This is a genomic window from Mucilaginibacter sp. 3215 (assembly GCF_050433785.1).
Lineage (GTDB): Bacteria > Bacteroidota > Bacteroidia > Sphingobacteriales > Sphingobacteriaceae > Mucilaginibacter.
The window spans coordinates 732,380-751,471 of sequence record NZ_JBNPWO010000001.1 but is presented as its reverse complement, the minus strand read 5'-3'; the positions used below and the strand labels follow the sequence as shown (position 1 = coordinate 751,471).

At 45.6% G+C, this 19,092-nt stretch carries 10 protein-coding genes; 3 read left to right on the top strand and 7 right to left on the bottom strand.

What is annotated here, in order from left to right; genetic code table 11:
• Positions 1-301: 301 nt before the first annotated feature.
• The gene (locus ABIC84_RS03200; protein WP_429262635.1) at positions 302-2,665 is read right to left on the bottom strand and encodes a TonB-dependent receptor; all 2,364 of its coding nucleotides are present in this window, start codon (positions 2,663-2,665) and stop codon (positions 302-304) included.
• A gap of 278 nt (positions 2,666-2,943) precedes the next feature.
• Between ABIC84_RS03200 and ABIC84_RS03195 the strand changes: the two genes are divergently transcribed.
• Positions 2,944-3,282 carry a zinc ribbon domain-containing protein YjdM gene (locus tag ABIC84_RS03195; RefSeq protein WP_426587213.1) on the top strand — a complete coding sequence of 113 codons (339 nt, stop codon included), beginning with the start codon at positions 2,944-2,946 and terminating at the stop codon, positions 3,280-3,282.
• 36 nt (positions 3,283-3,318) lie between these two features.
• Here the strand turns inward: ABIC84_RS03195 and ABIC84_RS03190 are convergent, their stop codons facing one another.
• Positions 3,319-4,227: an AraC family transcriptional regulator gene (locus ABIC84_RS03190; RefSeq protein WP_429262634.1), complete on the bottom strand. Its 909-nt coding sequence runs from the start codon at positions 4,225-4,227 to the stop codon at positions 3,319-3,321.
• Between the two features lie 573 nt (positions 4,228-4,800).
• Between ABIC84_RS03190 and ABIC84_RS03185 the strand changes: the two genes are divergently transcribed.
• Positions 4,801-7,536, top strand: a complete 2,736-nt coding sequence (locus tag ABIC84_RS03185; protein ID WP_429262633.1) for a glycoside hydrolase family 2 TIM barrel-domain containing protein — start codon at positions 4,801-4,803, stop codon at positions 7,534-7,536.
• A 77-nt stretch (positions 7,537-7,613) separates the two neighbouring features.
• Here ABIC84_RS03185 and ABIC84_RS03180 read toward each other — a convergent pair whose 3' ends face one another.
• The gene (locus ABIC84_RS03180) at positions 7,614-10,052 is read right to left on the bottom strand and encodes a TonB-dependent receptor domain-containing protein (RefSeq protein ID WP_429262632.1); all 2,439 of its coding nucleotides are present in this window, start codon (positions 10,050-10,052) and stop codon (positions 7,614-7,616) included.
• Positions 10,053-10,541: 489 nt separating this feature from the next.
• Complete coding sequence (locus ABIC84_RS03175; protein ID WP_429262631.1) at positions 10,542-12,908, bottom strand: ABC transporter permease; 2,367 nt, start codon at positions 12,906-12,908, stop codon at positions 10,542-10,544.
• Positions 12,909-13,194: 286 nt separating this feature from the next.
• Between ABIC84_RS03175 and ABIC84_RS03170 the strand changes: the two genes are divergently transcribed.
• The gene (locus tag ABIC84_RS03170) at positions 13,195-13,482 is read left to right on the top strand and encodes a hypothetical protein (RefSeq protein WP_090527483.1); all 288 of its coding nucleotides are present in this window, start codon (positions 13,195-13,197) and stop codon (positions 13,480-13,482) included.
• A gap of 103 nt (positions 13,483-13,585) precedes the next feature.
• Here the strand turns inward: ABIC84_RS03170 and ABIC84_RS03165 are convergent, their stop codons facing one another.
• Genes ABIC84_RS03165 through ABIC84_RS03155 form a run of 3 tightly spaced genes read right to left on the bottom strand, consistent with a single transcriptional unit; the run spans position 13,586 to position 19,014 of the window.
• On the bottom strand, positions 13,586-16,774 hold the full coding sequence (locus tag ABIC84_RS03165) for an error-prone DNA polymerase (RefSeq protein WP_429262630.1): 3,189 nt from the start codon (positions 16,772-16,774) through the stop codon (positions 13,586-13,588).
• Between the two features lie 2 nt (positions 16,775-16,776).
• On the bottom strand, positions 16,777-18,276 hold the full coding sequence (locus ABIC84_RS03160) for a Y-family DNA polymerase (RefSeq protein WP_426587201.1): 1,500 nt from the start codon (positions 18,274-18,276) through the stop codon (positions 16,777-16,779).
• 3 nt (positions 18,277-18,279) lie between these two features.
• Positions 18,280-19,014 (bottom strand): ImuA family protein, encoded by a 735-nt coding sequence (locus tag ABIC84_RS03155; protein ID WP_429262629.1) that lies wholly within the window; start codon positions 19,012-19,014, stop codon positions 18,280-18,282.
• Positions 19,015-19,092: the final 78 nt, after the last annotated feature.

Below are 19,092 nucleotides of genomic sequence, written 5' to 3'. Positions count from 1 at the left end.
AAAATAAAAACTGCGCTTTGCCTCCACGGTATTTCTAATTTTCATGAGCACGGCTATTTACATCCCCATTAGCTCAACCGATTTAACAACCACATAAAAAGCATTGCTCTGTTTGTGTGGTTGTTTCCGCTTCAGGATATACCTTTTCAATTCAGAAAGTTTTTTATGAAGCATTAAAAAGGATTAGGTTTAATCTCCACATCTTGTATTCAAAAAATTCCTTGTGCCTCCCATTTGTTTCTGCCAAGGCTGCGTTCCCACACTCACCGCCTGCACCATGGATGTGCTGATCAGCCTGTCTTTAATACCTTACTGATATACCTAAATTAAACGCCGTGCCCCGGCCTTTTGAATAGAATCCCGGTTGCATGAACCATTGCGCACGTGCCGGAAAATAGTCTTCATTAAGCAGGTTTTCAATGCCCAGGCTCAACCGGGTATTCTTATTCACTTTATACCCGGCGGCCAGGTTGAACAGGTTATAGGCTTTTACAGCTCCTTCATTGCCATTGTAGATACCGGCAGCATTTTTTGCGAAACGGTTGCGGTTGCCAATTCCTGTATAATTCAGGGTTATGTCCACCACCCGGATTGGTGAATAAGTAACATTACCGGTAATCTTAGGAGCAGAAATGCGCCTGCCATTCAGGTAGGCATCTTGCGGGTCATCGTATTTCCCGTTTTGATTAACGTCCCTTTTTCCATCTGTATAACTGTAACTACCGCCTACAGTTAACCGGCGGCTAAATATGTAGCTGGCAGCTAATTCAAAACCGTAAATTTTTTCAGGGCTGCGCGCGGTATTAAATAAGCCGGTGGCCGGATCATATAATACCTCAATTCCCAACTTAGAGGTGCTTTGATAGGCTGAAGCTGAAAATGCCAGATTTTGATAACGGCTTTCAAAGCCCGCCTCATAATTATTCACTTTAACAGCATCGGTATTGATCTTATTAATACTGTTCACCCTGGCATCGCGTAAAGCCAAACCGATGTCCATTACAGAAAAACCCTGGGAGAAACTTACATAAGGACTGAACAGCTCAAAACGATTATACTTTAAACCGGCATTAAACAAAGCGGTATTATATTTCAACACGCCGCCTGTTACATCAAATGATGGAGTTACCGTAGCACCGCTTGCATTGGTGATGCGTAATGTACGATAATTGTCAACATCAATATTTACACGCTCATACCGGAACCCTGTTTTGAACACCAGGTCCCGAATGATCATTAGGTCAGCTTGCGCAAATGGCGCCAGGTTGGTCATGTCCATGGTCGGTACCCAAACACGGCCGTCTACCAGCGGTTGTGAGGTTTTGTCTTTCAGCAAATCTATACCATAAGACAGGTTAGCGTTCAGCAACGGACGGCTGACCAGTGGAGTTTGGAGGAATAATCGTATGCCTTTTTTATCATTATGTGCTAATGACTGACCGTCTCCGCCATCAAAGCGGCCTAACGACACATAAAAAACATCCTGGCGTTTTTCATAATAAGCGTCCGCGTTTAGGCTCGTATGAGCGAAAAGATTGTCAACCTTGTAAGATAAATGCAGGTTGTGATTGTAAGCCGCCCCGGTAGGAATGCCCGCCGGTTTACCAAGTACACCGGTAGCTTTCTGACCTGTAGCCAGGTTGCCGTTCACCAGCGTAAAGTTGCTGTTCTGTAAGCTGCTATAATAGTTATATACCAATTGCAACCGCTGGTTACGCGTTGGCTGATAACCCAGTTTAGCAAAGGCATTGTAGGTGTTTGTTTCACCAAGGCTGTAGTTGGGCCCAACCACATCGCCTTTGGCATCTTTGTATTCTCCGGTTTCCTCTGCCATGCCGCTTGCTACATAATCAAATTTTCCTGCTTTGCCATAAAACATCTGACTGATGCGACCGCCTACTGAATTACGTACCTTCACCAGCGAGCCGTTTAAATAAACGTCGGTTTTACCGGCAAACTTTGCCGAAGTATCAGGCACCAGTGTTACATAGTTAACCAGGCCGCCGGCAGCACCATTACCGTAAATGGCCGTTGCTCCTTTTACGACTTCAATTTGCTGCAATACAGACGGATCAATAGACCGCAGGTCCACCTCGGCATTCCTGAGCGGGGACGACTGGCTCACACCATCAATCATAACCAGCATGGGACGCCCCCTTAAATTTTGACCAACATTACTGCCCGATTGTGCTGTCGGGGCAAAGCCGGGTACCTCGTTTGCCAGGATGCTGGTCAGGTCCGGGTTAACAGCAATTTCATTATCGAGTTTCTTTTTTGAAACGATACTTACTGTTGATACAATATTCCTGGGGCTTTCCGGTCTTCTCGTTGCCGAAATTATAACCTCACCAAGGGCCCGGCTGGCTTGCTGTAAGCGCCAGTTAATGGTCGTGTCACGCGTTAAAGCGGGGAGTGATACCAATAAGGGCTGATAGCCCACGGCAGAAATTTCCATTGACAGTTGCTGTCCTGCCGGTACAAAAGCTGTGAAGCGCCCTTTGGCATCACCACTTATCTGCCCGGTCTTGAACTTGATTGTGGGATAGGCCACTCCAGATACGGAGTCGCGGACGCTACCTTGTATTTTTACATTTTGAGCTGATGCAAAACAGGATAACAATAAAAAACAGGTAGTAATAAAGTGAAACGGTACATGTGATTTCATCAGATTAAATTTTGCACGAAAGTATTTATTTAATCTAATTCTAAATAATAAATCTTGAAAAACCTGTTAAGCTATACAGTTATGGCCACACTAAAACTGGTAAATAACATCTCACATATCAGGGTTTCTCCGAAATTACTCCGATAGGTTATGGTATGACAGGTCCGCCTTCCGGTTCCTTACTTCAATTGTTTGCCTGGACAAAATGCATGCAACATTGTCGAATGCAAATCTTTTTTAAATTTTATCTTTGCCGGTGAAAATCAATACTACAAAAGATGAGTGAACTTGCCTCCTGCCCAATATGTAAATCTCCCTATGCTTATGAAATGGATAACCTGCTCATATGTCCGGAATGCGGACACGAATGGAATCCGCAAGATAATCCTGTAAGTTCAGATCTGTTTGTGGTGAAGGATAGCAACGGAAATATTCTCCAGAACGGAGATACTGTTGTTACAATAAAAAACCTGCCGGTACGAGGCTCCTCTCAAAGTATTAAAGCAGGGACCAAGGTTAAAAACATCCGTTTGGTTGACAGCGATCACAACATTGATTGTAAAATCGATGGGTTTGGCGCTATGGCATTAAAATCAGAGTTTGTTAAGAAAGCATAATTTTTTAAACATACAGCCCAAAGCGGGGAAACGCACTTATTTAATGGAAGGAGACCGGCTTTTACGGTATTCTTTTGGGCCGTATCCCATGGTTCTGTTAAACAATCTGGAAAAATAAAGAGGGTCGTCAATGCCAATGCGAAAAGCTATTTCACGGATCCTCAATTCCGTGAACTGCAAGTACTGACAGGCTTTTTGTATTTTAAGGTGATTAAAATAGTCTATAGGCGAAAATCCGGTGGTTTTCTTAAATAATGCAGAATAATGACTGACCGATAGGTTTACCGAGGCCGCGAGCTCAGCTAAACTTAAGGTCTTATCCAGATTCTTCTGCATGAATAAAATAGATCTGTCCTGCGGCTGGGAGTGTGTGTTTAAATTCGTTTTATAATATTTGTCCCTAAACAAAAAAGAGCTTAAATATTGCAGCAGCAGTAAATTGACATAAGTGAGATTTTCTGTACTGTAACCCTGTTCTAAAAATAGGTAAAGCTTGTCAAAAAGGGCGATCCGGTCACCGTCAAATTCGATGCTGTACCGGAAACTCTGATCCCTTACATAAATTTGCTCTGTTATAGCATCTGCTTGCGGGCCTTTGAAGTGGCACCAGTAAATTGTCCAGGGACTGCTTTCATTTGTTTCATAAAAATGCTTAACACCATGAGGAATAACAAAAAAGTCGCCGGGTTTGATCTCATAAGTATGGGTGCCTATCTTAACCATCCCTTTTCCGTCAACGCAATAAATCAGGATATTTTGACCCGCACCTGTATATCGCTCCCTGCGATGGAATTTTGCCTTGGGATAATATCCAATATCCGTTATAAATGCTCCTTGTATAGCCGCATTTCCCTCACAAAACCGCTGTAATATAGTCTTGGGTATCACGATCGCTCGCTGGCCTTCAAACCCGTCTTTTTTGTAACTTGCTGAATATGTGTTCATTTAATTTAGTTAAATCCTATCGCGGGTTACACATGCTCGTGCATGCTGACATTAAAAGTAAAATTTCTGAACGGCTGAATTTCATAAATCCATTAAATTATTGTTTTTTAAATACCGCCCTATTCATTTTTTCTTTAGGATATGGACAGGATTGGATGTTTATTGATTTCGAGTAGTAATTGTTGGTTGTTAAGATTGATATTCACAAAAATATTTAATAACAGGAGCAATATCACATTCGGAAGACTCTGACAGACTCAATAATTAAATAGTAAAATTATCCATATATAATAACCAAACTCATGAATTTCGGCCTTTCGTTTTTTTATTAAAAGAATAAAACACACCGCTTGGCTTTATATTGCAAAAAAAGTATAGGTTTTTATCGCCCAATAGACAGTAAAACACAATATTAATCAGAATATTGTCCATGTATTACATCATATCGTCTATACTCAACTATCCGATTGCCATTAGATTTGTCATCCTTAATAACTAAATTGTGAGAACAGAATTTACACTGACATTAATGTTATTGTTACCACTTTACAGCTTGGTTTTCGCTCATTACCAATGATACAGTATTCTTTAAAAAAGACATTTTTCTTGCTTGTGGCACTGGCGGCAAGTTCTACAATTTCGGCGCAGGTTAAACCAATCCCGGTTACCGGCAAATGGCTGTACAGGCTCGATTCGCTCGACAAAGGTCTGGATCAGAAATGGCAGCAGCAGCAATTCACTAACAGCATATGGCTGCCCGGCACCTTAGATGACGCTGGTATCGGAGCGCCTGTAAAGGTGGATACAACTGTGCTGAACAAGGACATCATGCTGCATCTGTCCAGAAAACACAGATATACCGGTGCTGTTTGGTATCAGCGCAGCATTAATTTAACCAGCCGGATGACTAATGCCCTGCTGTCGCTGGAAAGGGTGATCTGGAAAACCGATTGCTGGATAGATGGCAAACCGGCCGGAACACAGGAAAGCCTGATTGCACCACAAGTTTTCAAATTGGGCCCTCTGGCAGCAGGTAAACATGTGATCACCATTCGCGTAGACAATCGCAAGCAGCATGATATCAGCGTAAATGACTTTGCCCATGCCTACACCGACGGTACACAGATCATTTGGAACGGCGTTATCGGAAAGATGCAGCTGATCGACATAGGCAAACAAGTTATTAACCAGGTACAGGTATACCCCTCGCTGGCCAATCACACCGTAAAGGCGGCTATCATCCTGGGCGGTTCCCATCGGGGCGATACTTATCTGCGGGCCTCCCTCCTTTCCGGAAAAAAGATCGTTAAACAAACCAGCCCAACCGTTATTCAACATAATCAGCAGGAAATTAACCTCCAGGTTCCGGAGGCGCAATCATGGGACGAATTTCATCCGCGGCTATACAGCCTTCGCACGGAAGTAATTGACAGCAAGGGACGAGTTTTGGATGCCAGGACTCAAAGTTTTGGCTTCAGGGACATTAACACGACCGGGAACGAGCTTCGGATCAATGGTCGTCCGCTTTTTCTGCGCGGTACGCTTGAATGCAATATTTTTCCGCTGGAAGGCCATCCGCCAATGAATACAGCCGGCTGGCTGAAAGTGTTTAAGACCGCCAAAGCTTACGGGCTGAACCATCTTCGCTTTCATTCATGGTGTCCGCCCGAAGCAGCATTTCAGGTGGCCGACTCCCTGGGTTTTTATCTGCATGTTGAACTGCCGCTATGGGCACTAACTGTGGGAAAAGACCCAAAAACATTGACTTACCTGGAACAGGAAGCCGAAAATATCATCCGGAATTATGGCAACCATCCTTCATTTTGTTTTTGGAGCATGGGCAATGAGCTGGAGGGCGATTTTGGATGGCTGGAGAAGCTGGTGCGTAAGTTAAAGCAGGAAGACAACCGGCATTTATACACCACAACCACCTTCAGTTTTCAAAAAGGGCATGGCAAAAATCCGGATCCTGCCGATGATTATTTCATTACCCAATACACGGAAAAAGGATGGGTACGGGGACAGGGCATTTTCAATACCAACCCACCCGATTTTAAGACAGATTACAGTAAAGCGCTGGAAGGGACAACAGTTCCCCTTATTATTCACGAAGTGGGCCAGTATTCCGTTTATCCGGATCTTGAAGAAATAAAAAAATATACCGGGGTTTTGCGGCCAGCTAACTTCGAGGCGGTACGGAACAACCTCCGCAAAAAAGGGATGCTTGGATTAGCCCCTGATTACCTTAAAGCCAGCGGAACACTGGCCGTTCAGCTTTACAAAGAAGAAATTGAACGCGCGTTGAAAACCAAGGGTGTTGGCGGGTTTCAATTGCTGGACCTTCATGATTTTCCGGGACAGGGAACAGCACTCGTTGGGATTTTAAACGCTTTCTGGGATAGTAAAGGACTGATTTCGCCAACGGATTTCAGCAAATTCTGCGGCCCGGTGGTGCCATTGATCCGTTTTGAAAAGGCGGCTTACAGCAATAATGAGCATTTTAATGCCGCTGCCGAAATTGCCAACTATAGCGACCGGCGAATAAATGGCGAAGTTCTCTGGTCGGCAACTTCAGCAGATAAGCACTTTAATATCCGTGGTTCGCTTGGCCGGCAATCTATCGCTATTGGCAATGCTTCTGCGGGAAGTTTCTCGATAGATCTCAGCAAAATCGACCGGGCTTGTGAATTACTGATCACTGTAAGCATAGCCAATACCGGTTATACTAATCACTGGAAAATTTGGGTTTACCCAGATAAAAAGCCGGAATCTTTTAGTAACGTGATCTTTACCACATCCATCGACAGTGCCCTTAGTTATCTGCAAGCGGGACGAAAAGTGCTGCTTAATCCGGATACTGCCAACGTTAAAGGTATCGACGGCCGTTTCGCTCCTGTTTTCTGGAGCCCGGTCCATTTCCCGGACCAACCTGGCAGTATGGGCCTGCTCATCGACAAGAAAAATAACGCGCTGGCTGATTTCCCTACTGACTTTTATACGGATTGGCAATGGTGGGACCTGGTGACCCGTTCCCGGTCGCTCCTACTCGATAAATTGGGGGCTCCTGCAACACCGATAGTCCGGGTGATCGATAACTTTTTCAGGAACCGTAACCTGGCAACGCTTGTTGAATTCAAGGTGGGTTCCGGGCGCCTAATTCTTTGTACAATGGATCTTCATAGCCAATTAACGGAACGGGCAGCGGCAAGACAGCTCCGATACAGCTTGTTACATTATGCGGCCGGGGATACATTCCGGCCGGTACAGGAGATCAGTGCGGGCGATCTGCGCAGGTTATTAGATAACTAAACCGCGCCTGGAATATCGAAAAAGGTTAATAACAAACAGGCGGTCCCCTCCGCCTGTTTGTTATTTGTTAAATGCTCTTAGTTCCCCGAAGGCGCTCCCTGAACATCGTCATTACTGATACCCCGTTTGTTTTTCTTAACTGCTTCTTTCAGCTTGCCGAACCGGTAATTAAGGCTGGCGGTAAAACCCCGGAAATAGGAGCGGTTAATATTTGTTTGGGTAAAATCGGGTCCGAATGAACTCCTGATGTTATTCCTGTATTTGCTGAAAGGGTTATTCACCGTGGCCGAGAACGAAAGTTTATCCTTCACTACATCCTTATTAACTGTAAAGGATACACTGGCATAAGGGTTCGATGTACCCTGGATAGAAAGGTTAGGCCCATTCAGAAACACGTTGGTGCTAACCCGCCAGCCCTTCTCTAAATTATAACCGCTGTTTAGTGATGCGCCATACATAAAGCCCTGATTTTTCACCAGCTGGCCATTCACTATACCCTGCACACGGCCATGCGCAATCCTACCGTTGAACGATGAGCTCCATTTTTTGGTGATGGGGTAATTGATATTAGCGTTAAAGGTGAACAGGCGGGCTTTGCCGGTGTTATCAAAAGTGCTGCGGGTAATATTCGTAGCCGGGTCGAAAATTACAACGGGCATGATCAGGTCGTTAAAATAATTATAGCCAAGCATCAGGTTTAAGGAGGCCTTTTTCGTTCTGCTATAACCCAATTGAATACTATTGGAAACTGCGGGCCTGAGGTTGGGGTTTCCTGACGATTCGAAGTTTGGGTTTGAGCGGTCGACAAAGGGGTTTAGCTGGTATATGCCCGGGCGCTGTATCCTTTGCGAAAACCCGAAGTTCAGCGTACTGGAGTTTTTAAACCGCTTATTAATACTTACCGAAGGCACTATATTAAAGAAGTTTTTGTTCAGCTGCGACGAGGTAGAAATAAAATCAGCATCAATCAGCGTCTCCTCTACCCTGGCGCCTGCCTTAAAGCTCCAGTTTTGCAGGGTATAGGTATAGCTGTTGTACGCACCCAGTACATTTTGATTATTATCGAATTTATTGCTTCGCGATGGGTCGGCCTCGAAATTACCGGTTGCCGCATTAAATCCGAGGTATTGAAAGTCACTTTTGTTATCACGAATGATTGCTTTCACCCCCATTTCAATATTCAACTTCTTTACAGGCTGAACGTAATCTACCTGGACAGTCTGTTCGGAAGATTCACCTTCATTGTGTTGCAGGTAATCGGGCGTCGTATAGTTCACGCGGTTAGATGCCGTCAGCGCCGCATCTTGCCTGTTGTTGAATGTATAGTACTGGTACGAAAAGGTGAGCAGCCTTTGCTTATTGCTTTTAAAACCCAGCTGGTAATTTAACCCTACATTCAGGCCCCTGCCGCCTGCCGTATTGTTATTGTACAGGTCGTACCCTTCAACCATGTTGCCGGCTTCGTTCAAAACAGAATTTTGCGTGTTGATGCCGTCCTGGTTATTTCCGTTAATATTGAATTGTCCCGAAATAAGGTTAAGACTATCAATTTCGTAACTGATCCCAACTTCCGCATAGCCATTTTTGCTATCCCATTTTGCCGTGTTATTCTGGTTAAGGCTCGTAGGGTCGCTCCCGGTAGTAAGCCTCGAAATGGAACTAAGCACTTCGGGCGAATTGGAGATATTCCCGCCAAAATAGCCTGATAGTTCCAGCTTGCCCTGTTTAGACGAAAACGATCCGCCCAATCTTGGGCCGCCTACCGGGAATACATGGCTAAGGTTTAGCGTGCCATTGTACCCGTTACTTATTTTTTTATTGGTCACTATATTAATGATCCCCGCCATTCCCTCGGCATCATACTTCGACGAAGGGTTGGTAATTACCTCGATGCTTTGAATGGTTGATGCAGGCATACTTTTGAGGATATTCTTCGGATCGCGCTCCATCATACTTGATGGTTTACCGTTAACAAATATCCGGTAGCCGCTATTTCCCTTCAAAAGGATGTTATCGTCACCGTCTACTGTTAACAAAGGCACTTTGCGCATCATCTCCAGTACATTGCTGCTTTTGCTGTCAGGGTCAGCCTTTAAGTCGTAAATGAGCTTATCAACCTCCTGTTTAATGATGGGCCTGTCGGCTGTAATAGCCACCGTTTTAAGCTGTGTAGTTTGTGTGCCCAGGTCAATGCTCCCCAGATTTATAGAGGATTTATTATTACCTAAAAAATCAACAGGAAGTGTTTTCGTCTTAAAACCGACACTAACCATCGAGAGAAGGTATTGTCCTGATGGCAGTTTTTCAAACCGGAACGTGCCGTCGGCTTTAGTCACCGCGGTGCGGACCAACTGCTTTGCTTCGTTACGCAGGTTTACGGTTACATAGGCGAGCGGTTGTTTTGATAGCGAATCCGTTGCGATGCCGTTTACCGCGAATAACGCCTGCCCCGCCTGCCCAAAGGCCGGGGCCATAACAATTGAAAATAAGATGAGGAGCAAGAGCTTTAGTTTCATGTTGATGTGATAGGTGAACTGTTTGACCATTAATCTTTTTGAGCCAATCTTAACCAGGCTACAATCCTATAATACCATGCAATACATAGTACTATAACCATATGACTCCCCCCCGAATGAATTTGTTACACCTATTTGAAATAAAAATTTTAATAATGCTGTCGGGCTGACGTACCGGTACATATACGCCTGCCTTAAAATGGGTGCATTAGCCAGATTTTATTAAATCAAACCAATAACCTAAGCCCATATTATTCACCGTACCGGCTTAATCGTGTAAATCTCGTTATTGATTGGGATTGCTTATGAAGTTCAGGATCCAACTAACGTTTTGGGCGTAACAGAAGCGATCACTTCTGTTTTATGCATAAAAATGCCCCCAAATAGTGTCTAACTTTTTGGGGGCAGTAAATTTAAAACGGGCCCTTCACCGGGCTGTTAGTTTGCCTTTTATGGTAATGAGAATGCAAACACCCCGTAATGAAGGTGTTATTCCCCTTTCAAACTTTTTACCGGATTTGTTAATGCAGCCTTGATTGCCTGGTAGCTTACTGTCAAAACAGAGATCAGCAATGTTAGCGCCCCGGCGATTACAAATACCCAGATATTAATGGAAATCCGGTAACTATATCCTTTCAACCATTGGAACATTAAATACCAGGCTATTGGTGCCGCAATGCAAAATGAGATTGCGACCAACTTCAGAAAATCCCTGGAAAGCAGTGTGGTCACACTGGCAACTGATGCGCCAAGCACTTTTCTGATGCCGATTTCTTTGATACGGTTTTGCGCCATGTAAGCCGCCAGGCCAAAAAGTCCGAGACAGGATATAACGATTGTCAATCCGGCAAACAGGCTGGCCAAAGTCCCGATGCGCTGCTCATCGCCAAACTTCTTGGCGTATTCCTGGTCAACAAAACTATATTCAAACGGGTAATCCGGGTTGTATTTCTTAAATACAGCTTCAGCTCGGCGCAGGTTTTCTTTTGTCGAATTAGCGTTATTAAGCTTGTAGTGAATGATATTGAACCAGGAACTGGGGCCTTCAATCAGCATATGTTGTACAGGTTCATAAGGCGAGCTGATGATAAAGTCTTTGATAACTCCAACAATATGCCATGTTTTGATGTCTTTACCCTCGCCCTGGGTAACTAATTTACCAACCGGATCTTTCAGGTTCATGATCTTCACCGAAGCCTCATTCACCAGCATGGCGGTTGAATCCGTCGGATAGTTTACCGGGTCGATATCCCTGCCTGCAACAAGCTTAAGGCCCATGGTTTTAATAAGGTTTCCGTCCGAAGTGTAAATAATAAAATCAACCTTGTTCTTGGGTTGTGAACCTGGCCAGTTAAAACCCCAGCTATCGCTGTATCGCTGAGTTATGGGCGAATTTGTTCTGGACACCGAAGTCGCAGCGCCACTGGAAAGTAATTCATTTCTGATGGATTGATAGTGCTTCGAGATTTCGCCGGACATAAATGTGTAAACAAGGTTATCTTTCTTATACCCCGTATCCCTGTCCTGGGCGTATTGTAATTGCTGGCGGATAATGATGGTACAAATGATCAGCACTACAGCAAAAGTAAACTGAATAACCACCAGCAATTTACGCGGTGTAACCAAAGCATTTGCTGCCTTAAAAGTACCTTTCAGTACAGCTACAGGCTTGAATGAAGAAAGGTACAATGCGGGATAGCTTCCCGAAATAACACCGGTAACCAGTATAAATCCAATTGCGGTGAGCCAAAAATAGGGATTGCTATATGGTACATATAATTGCTTTTGGGTAAGCTGGTTGAAACCCGACATACTGATTTGTACGATGACGATGGCAAAAACACCGGCAATGAGTGCAATCAAAACAGATTCACCTAAAAACTGCCAGATTAATGAACCCCTTAATGCGCCTACAGTTTTACGGATGCCTACCTCCCTTGCGCGCGTCTCGCTCCTGGCCGTACTTAAATTCATGAAATTTATACAGGCGATGATGAGGATCAAAACAGCGATCAGTGAAAATACCCTGACCCGTTCAATTCTCCCACCAACTATCACCCCATCCTTAAACTGCGAATACAGGTGCCATTTGGCTGCAGGGTGCAAAAACTGCTGAATATCCTTGGTATCGGAGTGGTTCCTGGTAAAGTTCAGCACAGCGGCATCAGCATGAGCTTCCGTTACGCCGGGTTTTAAAAGAACAAACGTTTGAATGGAGTTATTGCCCCAGTATTCATCATCCTGCCCTATCTTTTTTAGATATGACCAGGGAATAAGGTATTCAAAATCAAACCGGGTATTATTCGGGAGGTCTTTCATCACACCCGTCACTTTAAAATAAGCGTTACTATCTATTTTAACCGTTTTGCCGAGCGCATTTTCCTCTCCGAAAAGTTTCTTTGAAAATTTTTCAGTGATAACTATGCTATGAAGGTCGTTCAAAGCGGTTTTGGGGTCTCCATTAATTAATGGAAAACTGAACATGGAAAGAAAATCCGGATCAGTAAAATCGCCTGTTGCAGTTAAACGTTTGTCGCCAATGCTAAACAAAAAACTGGCATCAGTTACCCTGGCTACTTTTTCCAGTTGCGGCAACTCCGCTTTCATCACCCTACCCATGATTTTAGGCGTGGTTTCCCAGCTCCATAATTTACCGTCAAATTTCGAGCGGTTATATACAGAGTAAAGCCGATCCCGTTTTTCATGGAACTGATCATAGCTAACCTCATTCTGGATCCACAACAAAATCAGCGCTGCGCTGGCCATGCCGATGGTCAATCCGAGGATATTGATCAGGGAGAATGTTTTTTGACGTAAGAGGTTGCGCCAGGTAATCTTTAAGTAGTTTTTTAACATATGATCAGGCTTTAATAACCATAAGACGCCGGCATTAAGATTTTAGTTGCACTGTTTTTATTTTTTCTGCTTAAAACATGCACAACGTGGTAATAAACTGTTTATAATGTTTACATCAGAAATTATAAACCGGCCTATGTTTGATTAAATAATATGGCCCCATTAATTTTCCGATTAATTTAGGATATTTACCAATGCAGTAATAATTGATGCCGGTAACAAATCAAACTATGTATTGATAAAAGTCCGATGTACCAATTACGCTTATTGTAAAAAACTAATACCAATGACAACTTTAACAGAATTTAAAGCATCATTAAATTTAGAACAACCTGTTAACGGACTCTCTGCACAGCTAAAAAGCCTTTGGTTTGATGGTAAAGGCGACTGGCATCAGGCGCATGCACAGGTTGATCATCTGACAGATCAGGCATCGGCCTGGGTCCATGCCTATTTGCACCGTAAAGAAGGTGATATTGGAAATGCTGACTACTGGTATAGCAAAGCGCGGCAAGTACGCCCCAACCTTTCTTTGGAAGAGGAATGGGAGCAATTGGTATTGCAATTCCTTTGATCGGATAAACCTTACCATATTCCTTTACAGGCATAGCAAGACAATTATATAACAATAGTTGCCATTGAGTTTATTAAAAGCCTTATTAATGATACGTTCTTCATCAATGAAAATTCCTGCCTTTATGAAAGGCGCTCTTATTGGGGATATTTCGCGGATCAGATGAAGGCATTGAGGTTTCATCCCCCCTGGACAGGCTCAGCAAAGAAGGCTGTTCATCAGGTACAGCCGTCAGTTTGCCCAATAAAGAATTGAGATTATAACAGCGGCGTACCACCACATGGATCACTTCGCCCTCAACCTGTAAATGCCCATCTACCAGGAGCAGTTGCGACTGAACGATCTCTTTGCGGTATTTGTCAAAAAACTTACCCCAAACCACAAGATTGGCAAAGCCGGTTTCATCTTTGATGGTTACGAATACCACGCCTTTGGCCGTCCCCGGCCGCTGCCGCACGGTGATCATCCCGGCAACACGAATTTTTTCGCCATTCTTCAACGATTGGATCCGATTGAGCGGTATAACCTGCAACCGGTTCAAATCTTCCCGCACAAAACTTACCGGGTGCGCTTTAATGGATAAGCCGGTGGAAGCGAAATCCTGTACCACGTGCTCACCCGCGGTCATTAGCGGTAATTCAATTTGCTCACCTGCGCTGGCCGAAGGCAAACTTTCCAGCAATGCCACGGGGCGGTCACCTAAAGCGGCAACTTCCCAAAGAGCCTGCCTGCGGTCGAGGCCGATAGAGCGAAATGCATCCGCATCAGCCAGTTTCTCCAAAGCTGCCTGCGAAATACCGACATTTGACAAATCGATAATATGTTGATAAGGTGCATTCTTAACCAGGATATTCATTTCTTCTTCTTTTAGCCCTTTCACCAATCGGAAACCTAAGCGTAATATCTTATATTTTCCGGCCTGTTCTTCCAGCGAATGGTCCCAGGCCGAGTAATTAATATCCACGCCACGAACAAAAACGCCATGCCCGCGCGCATCGTCCACGATCTCAGCGGGCTGATAAAAGCCCATCGGCTGGCTATTGAGCAAAGCAGCGGCAAAAGCATCCGGATAATAATACTTCAGCCAGGAAGATATATAAACCAGCAGCGCAAAAGAAGCGGCATGGCTTTCGGGGAAACCATAACCCTCAAAACCTTGTAACTGCTTAAACACCCGCCTCGAAAAATCTTCCTCATAACCACGCGCCACCATACCCTCCACCAGTTTCTTTTCGTACAGGTATAACTTGCCATTCGCTTTAAAAGTCGCCATGCTCCGGCGCAGCTCATCAGCCTCGGCCGGTGTAAAGCCTGCGGCAACAATAGCGATCTCCATCGCTTGTTCCTGAAAAAGCGGAACGCCTAACGTCCGGCCTAAAATATCTTCCAGTTCCGTTGATGGATACACTACCTGCTCTTCGCCATTACGCCTGCGCAGGTAGGGATGCACCATATCACCCTGTATTGGACCGGGCCGCACGATAGCCACCTCGATCACGAGGTCATAAAAACATTGGGGCCTCAGCCTTGGCAGCATAGACATTTGCGCCCGGCTCTCAATCTGGAATACTCCAAGTGTATCCGCATGGCCAATCATTTCATAAACTTTGGGATCATCCTGCGGGATATTGGCTAAGGTAAGTTTTCGGCCATAATGTTGTTTTATCAGGTCAAATGCTTTGCGGATCATGGTCAGCATACCCAATCCTAAAACATCCACCTTCAAAATGCCCAATGCTTCCAGGTCATCTTTGTTCCATTCCAGTTGGGTTCGGTTCTCCATGCGGGCGTTGAGCACCGGGCACAGGTCGGATAGTTTGTTATCGGTAATAACAAAGCCGCCGGTATGCTGTCCCAACTGCCGCGGGAAACCCATCAGCAGTGTCGTCAACTCCAGTACTTTGTATATCAATGGATCGCCCGGGTTAAGCCCTTGTTCCCGCAAGCGCTTTTCGTCAAAACCTTCTTCACTGAAATCCCATATGGTACCACCGATACGTTTAATCGTATCTTCAGATAAGCCCATCGCTTTGCCCACATCCCGAATTGCTCCTTTATGCCGCTCCTGCGTAACGGTAGCCACAATAGCCGCGTGTTCCCGGCCATAATCCTCATAAATATACTGGATGATTTCCTCGCGGCGTTCATGCTCGAAATCCACATCGATGTCAGGCCATTCCTCGCGTGCATCTGACATAAAACGGGAAAAAAGCAAACGTGACTTCATCGGGTCGACCGCCGTAATGCGCAAACAATAACATACCGTTGAGTTGGCCGCAGAACCCCTACCCTGGTGCAAGATTTCAAGTTCCTCTGCTTTCCGGGTGTATTTATATACACGGAGAAAATAAGGCGCCAGCCTGCGCTTTTCGATAAAGGCCAGTTCAAAATCAATCTGCTTACCTATCTTAGGCGGTATATGCTCACCATAACGTTCATGTGCACCTTCCCACGTGTATTTTTTTAACCTTTCCTGTGGTGTTAATCCGTCAAGGATCTTTTCTTCCGGCTCAATGTATTTTAATTCGTCCAGCGAAAAAGTACAGGCTTCGGCAATAGCAAGCGCATTTTCAATGGCTTCCGGGTATTTCCTGAAGATCCGGTGTATTTCTTCAATAGGTTTCAGGTAGCGTTCCGCATTCTGATGCAGCCGGTACCCTGCATTGTTGATAGTGCATTTCTCCCGGATACAGGTCAATACATCCTGTAGTTCCCTCCTGTTCGGTTCATGATAATGCACATCACCGGCAGCAACCAAAGGTATACCCATGCCGGCTAACCTGTGCAGCCGCTTGGCATCATCGCCGCTGTAAGAACGTAGGGCAGCCATGTATAAGGCATTCCCGAAAGCTTGTTTATATTCTGCTACTGCTGTTTTAAACTCATCTGCAAAATCAAACCGCGCGTTGAGCTCATCGGGCGGAATTACAATAAACAGGATGCCTTCCCGATGTTCATACACATCTGCTTTATATAAATGGCATTCACCTTTTTCAGCGCGCAGATTACCCCTGGTGAGCAAAGCCGAAAGCCGGCCATAAGCAGCAAGATCAGTAGGATAAGCCAGCAGACCTGGCCCATCCAGTAAGTCCAGGCGACAAGCGGGAATAAATTGTACAGGTAGTTTTTTTGCGGCAATATGCGCCCGGACAATGCCGGCCAGGCTATTCCGGTCGGTAACCGCTATGGCCGTATAGCCATGAACCACGGCCTGCTCAACCAGTTCCTCCGGGTGAGATCCACCGCGCAGGAAGCTGAAATTGGAGGTACAATATAATTCCGCGTATTTCATTATCAGGCAAAAAATCCGTGTAAATACCATTGGGCACCTCCGCCATCATAATGCCCCGAACGGAATAGCCAATAACGGCCTCCATGCTCATCTTCCACCATATAATAGTCGCGGTGCTCACCTTTGTCCAGCCACCATTCCCGTTCAATACGCTCCGGGCCGTCTGCTTTATCCACAACATGGCGCTTACCCTTATAGATAAATATTTTTGGCGGATAATCCGGTAACAGAGCCATTACTTCAATGGCTTCCGGTTTGCTGAGCAAGCGTATTGGCCTTGGCTTGTCAGCCCGCCAGCCGGCCAGCGAGATATCTTTGAGTGAAAGAGCGGGCCGGATGGAACGTTCGGGCCAGTAATGCTCGGCAGGCAGGTAACGCATAATCCTTTCGGGGCCGATCTTTCCGGCAATCCGGTCAAGCAGCTCGGCCAGTGCGGTATCCTGCAAACCCGGCTCCCCCATCCATAGCTTTTCCTGCAAGGGGTCGATATCTTCCACTTTTTGTGCTTCCAGCAGAAACAGCTCAATACCCAAAGCAGGTTCAATCTTACTGATCTGTAAACCAAAGAGCTTGAATAAATGGGAAACACTATGTGAGCCGCGCGTGGTTGTTATCCCCGTTTGTACCATTTTACCATCAATCCGGAAACATTTCAGCACAGCCTTACGCACACCTTTGCCTTCAGCTTGCAAGCGGCTACATAGGCCTTGCAATAGTTTTTCAATGCCAATTTCTATGGCTTTATCCGTTCGTACCGGCTCCAGGCAGGGCAGCCGCTCAACATAAGGCACAGGCGGGATAATCGGGGCCAGGTATTCATCAGTAGTACCCAAAGCCTGGGCAAGCCTTAACAAAAAGCCCTCACCAAAACGCCTGCGCAGCACGGTACGCGGCATGGTCATAAAACTTTTAACATACCGGAAGCCGAGTTTATACAGTTTGTCCAGTATTTCCGGTTCCAACCGGAGGGCGGCCGGAGAAAGGCCGGCAATGGCTTCCGCCTGCCCGCCACTTTCAATAATGGGCCTGATCTTACCATACCGGGCAATAGCCCAGGCTGCGCCAACAGTATCGGCAATAGCGGCCCGTGCATCGTAGCCCATACCCCTTAATTTAAGTACAACGGTTTTTAAATATCCTTTTTCACCACCCCATAGGTGTGCACAGCCGGAAATATCAAGGGTCAAACCATCGGGCAGGTCAATAGCCACAACCGGCGTATAGCGGATGCACCACAAACCCAAATGCCGGAGCAGCTTACTTTCCTGGCCCAACGGAAAATCAATAACCTGTAAATTGGTGGTAATCGCCTTGGCATCTGCTGCCGGCATCCCTGTACGAACACCTTGTGCTTCGGCTTCGGGGTTAGCTGCCCTGACGATCATACGGTTATGTTCGGGCACAACCAGCACAAAGGGCTGATCTTTTAATTCCGGCTGCCGGAGTGTCAGCCAGTCTGTCACCAGGTGACGAAACCAAATAGCCATATACCTGTGCTGCATAACTCACCCCGCTTTCCGTTTAAATGGTTTAACCGTTTGCTCTTTTTCCACCTGTTTGAATTTACCTTCTGCCCATTCTATGATCCAGGTACCCGGATGCCCGTTACGGACACGTAATAGTTCCACCTCCCAACGCGGAAAACCAAGACCTGGCAAATCGTCAACCGGCTCGCTCGGCAAAGATTTCACCTGCCACCGGGCAGCGCAAGCCGTTGAACCAATCTTTTTAACGGCATTACGCAGCACAAACCCGGTAACGTGACTTTGCTCAACAGCCAGCTGAAGTCTGCGCGATTGTTTAAAATCCAGCTCTCGTACTTCTGCCACAACCGCGGCAAGCCCTGCGCATTTCAGCGCTTCTTCCATCACCCATAAGGCTTCCTGGTCTTTGGTCACCCGGATAAAGATCAAACGGCTGGGTTCTATACCAAAGCCGCTTAACGCCGGTGGGAAGATGTTTCCGGTAAGGCTGATCCATAAACAGGCCCCGCCATTTTGCATAAACACCGAGAGCAGGCCGCTAATCAATCCGCTGGAAGCAGTAGCCTGTTCGGTGGTACTGCAAACCAGTTCATGCACTGCACCTAAAGGAAAAACGCCGTTGGGGAAAGCCGTTTCCACCGCCCCCAGGCCTACCAGCCCCTGCGTACCTGCAGGCGACGGCCTATAGCCCTCCCATTGCAAAATATTCTTTTGCAGGCTGTTAATCAGTGCTTTTCGGTCATGTGCCGTTTCCATCGTGTTTGTACCAAATAGGGAGTACAAATTTAATGCTAAAAATATTAGTATTTTATATATCTTTGAGAAAAAATTTCA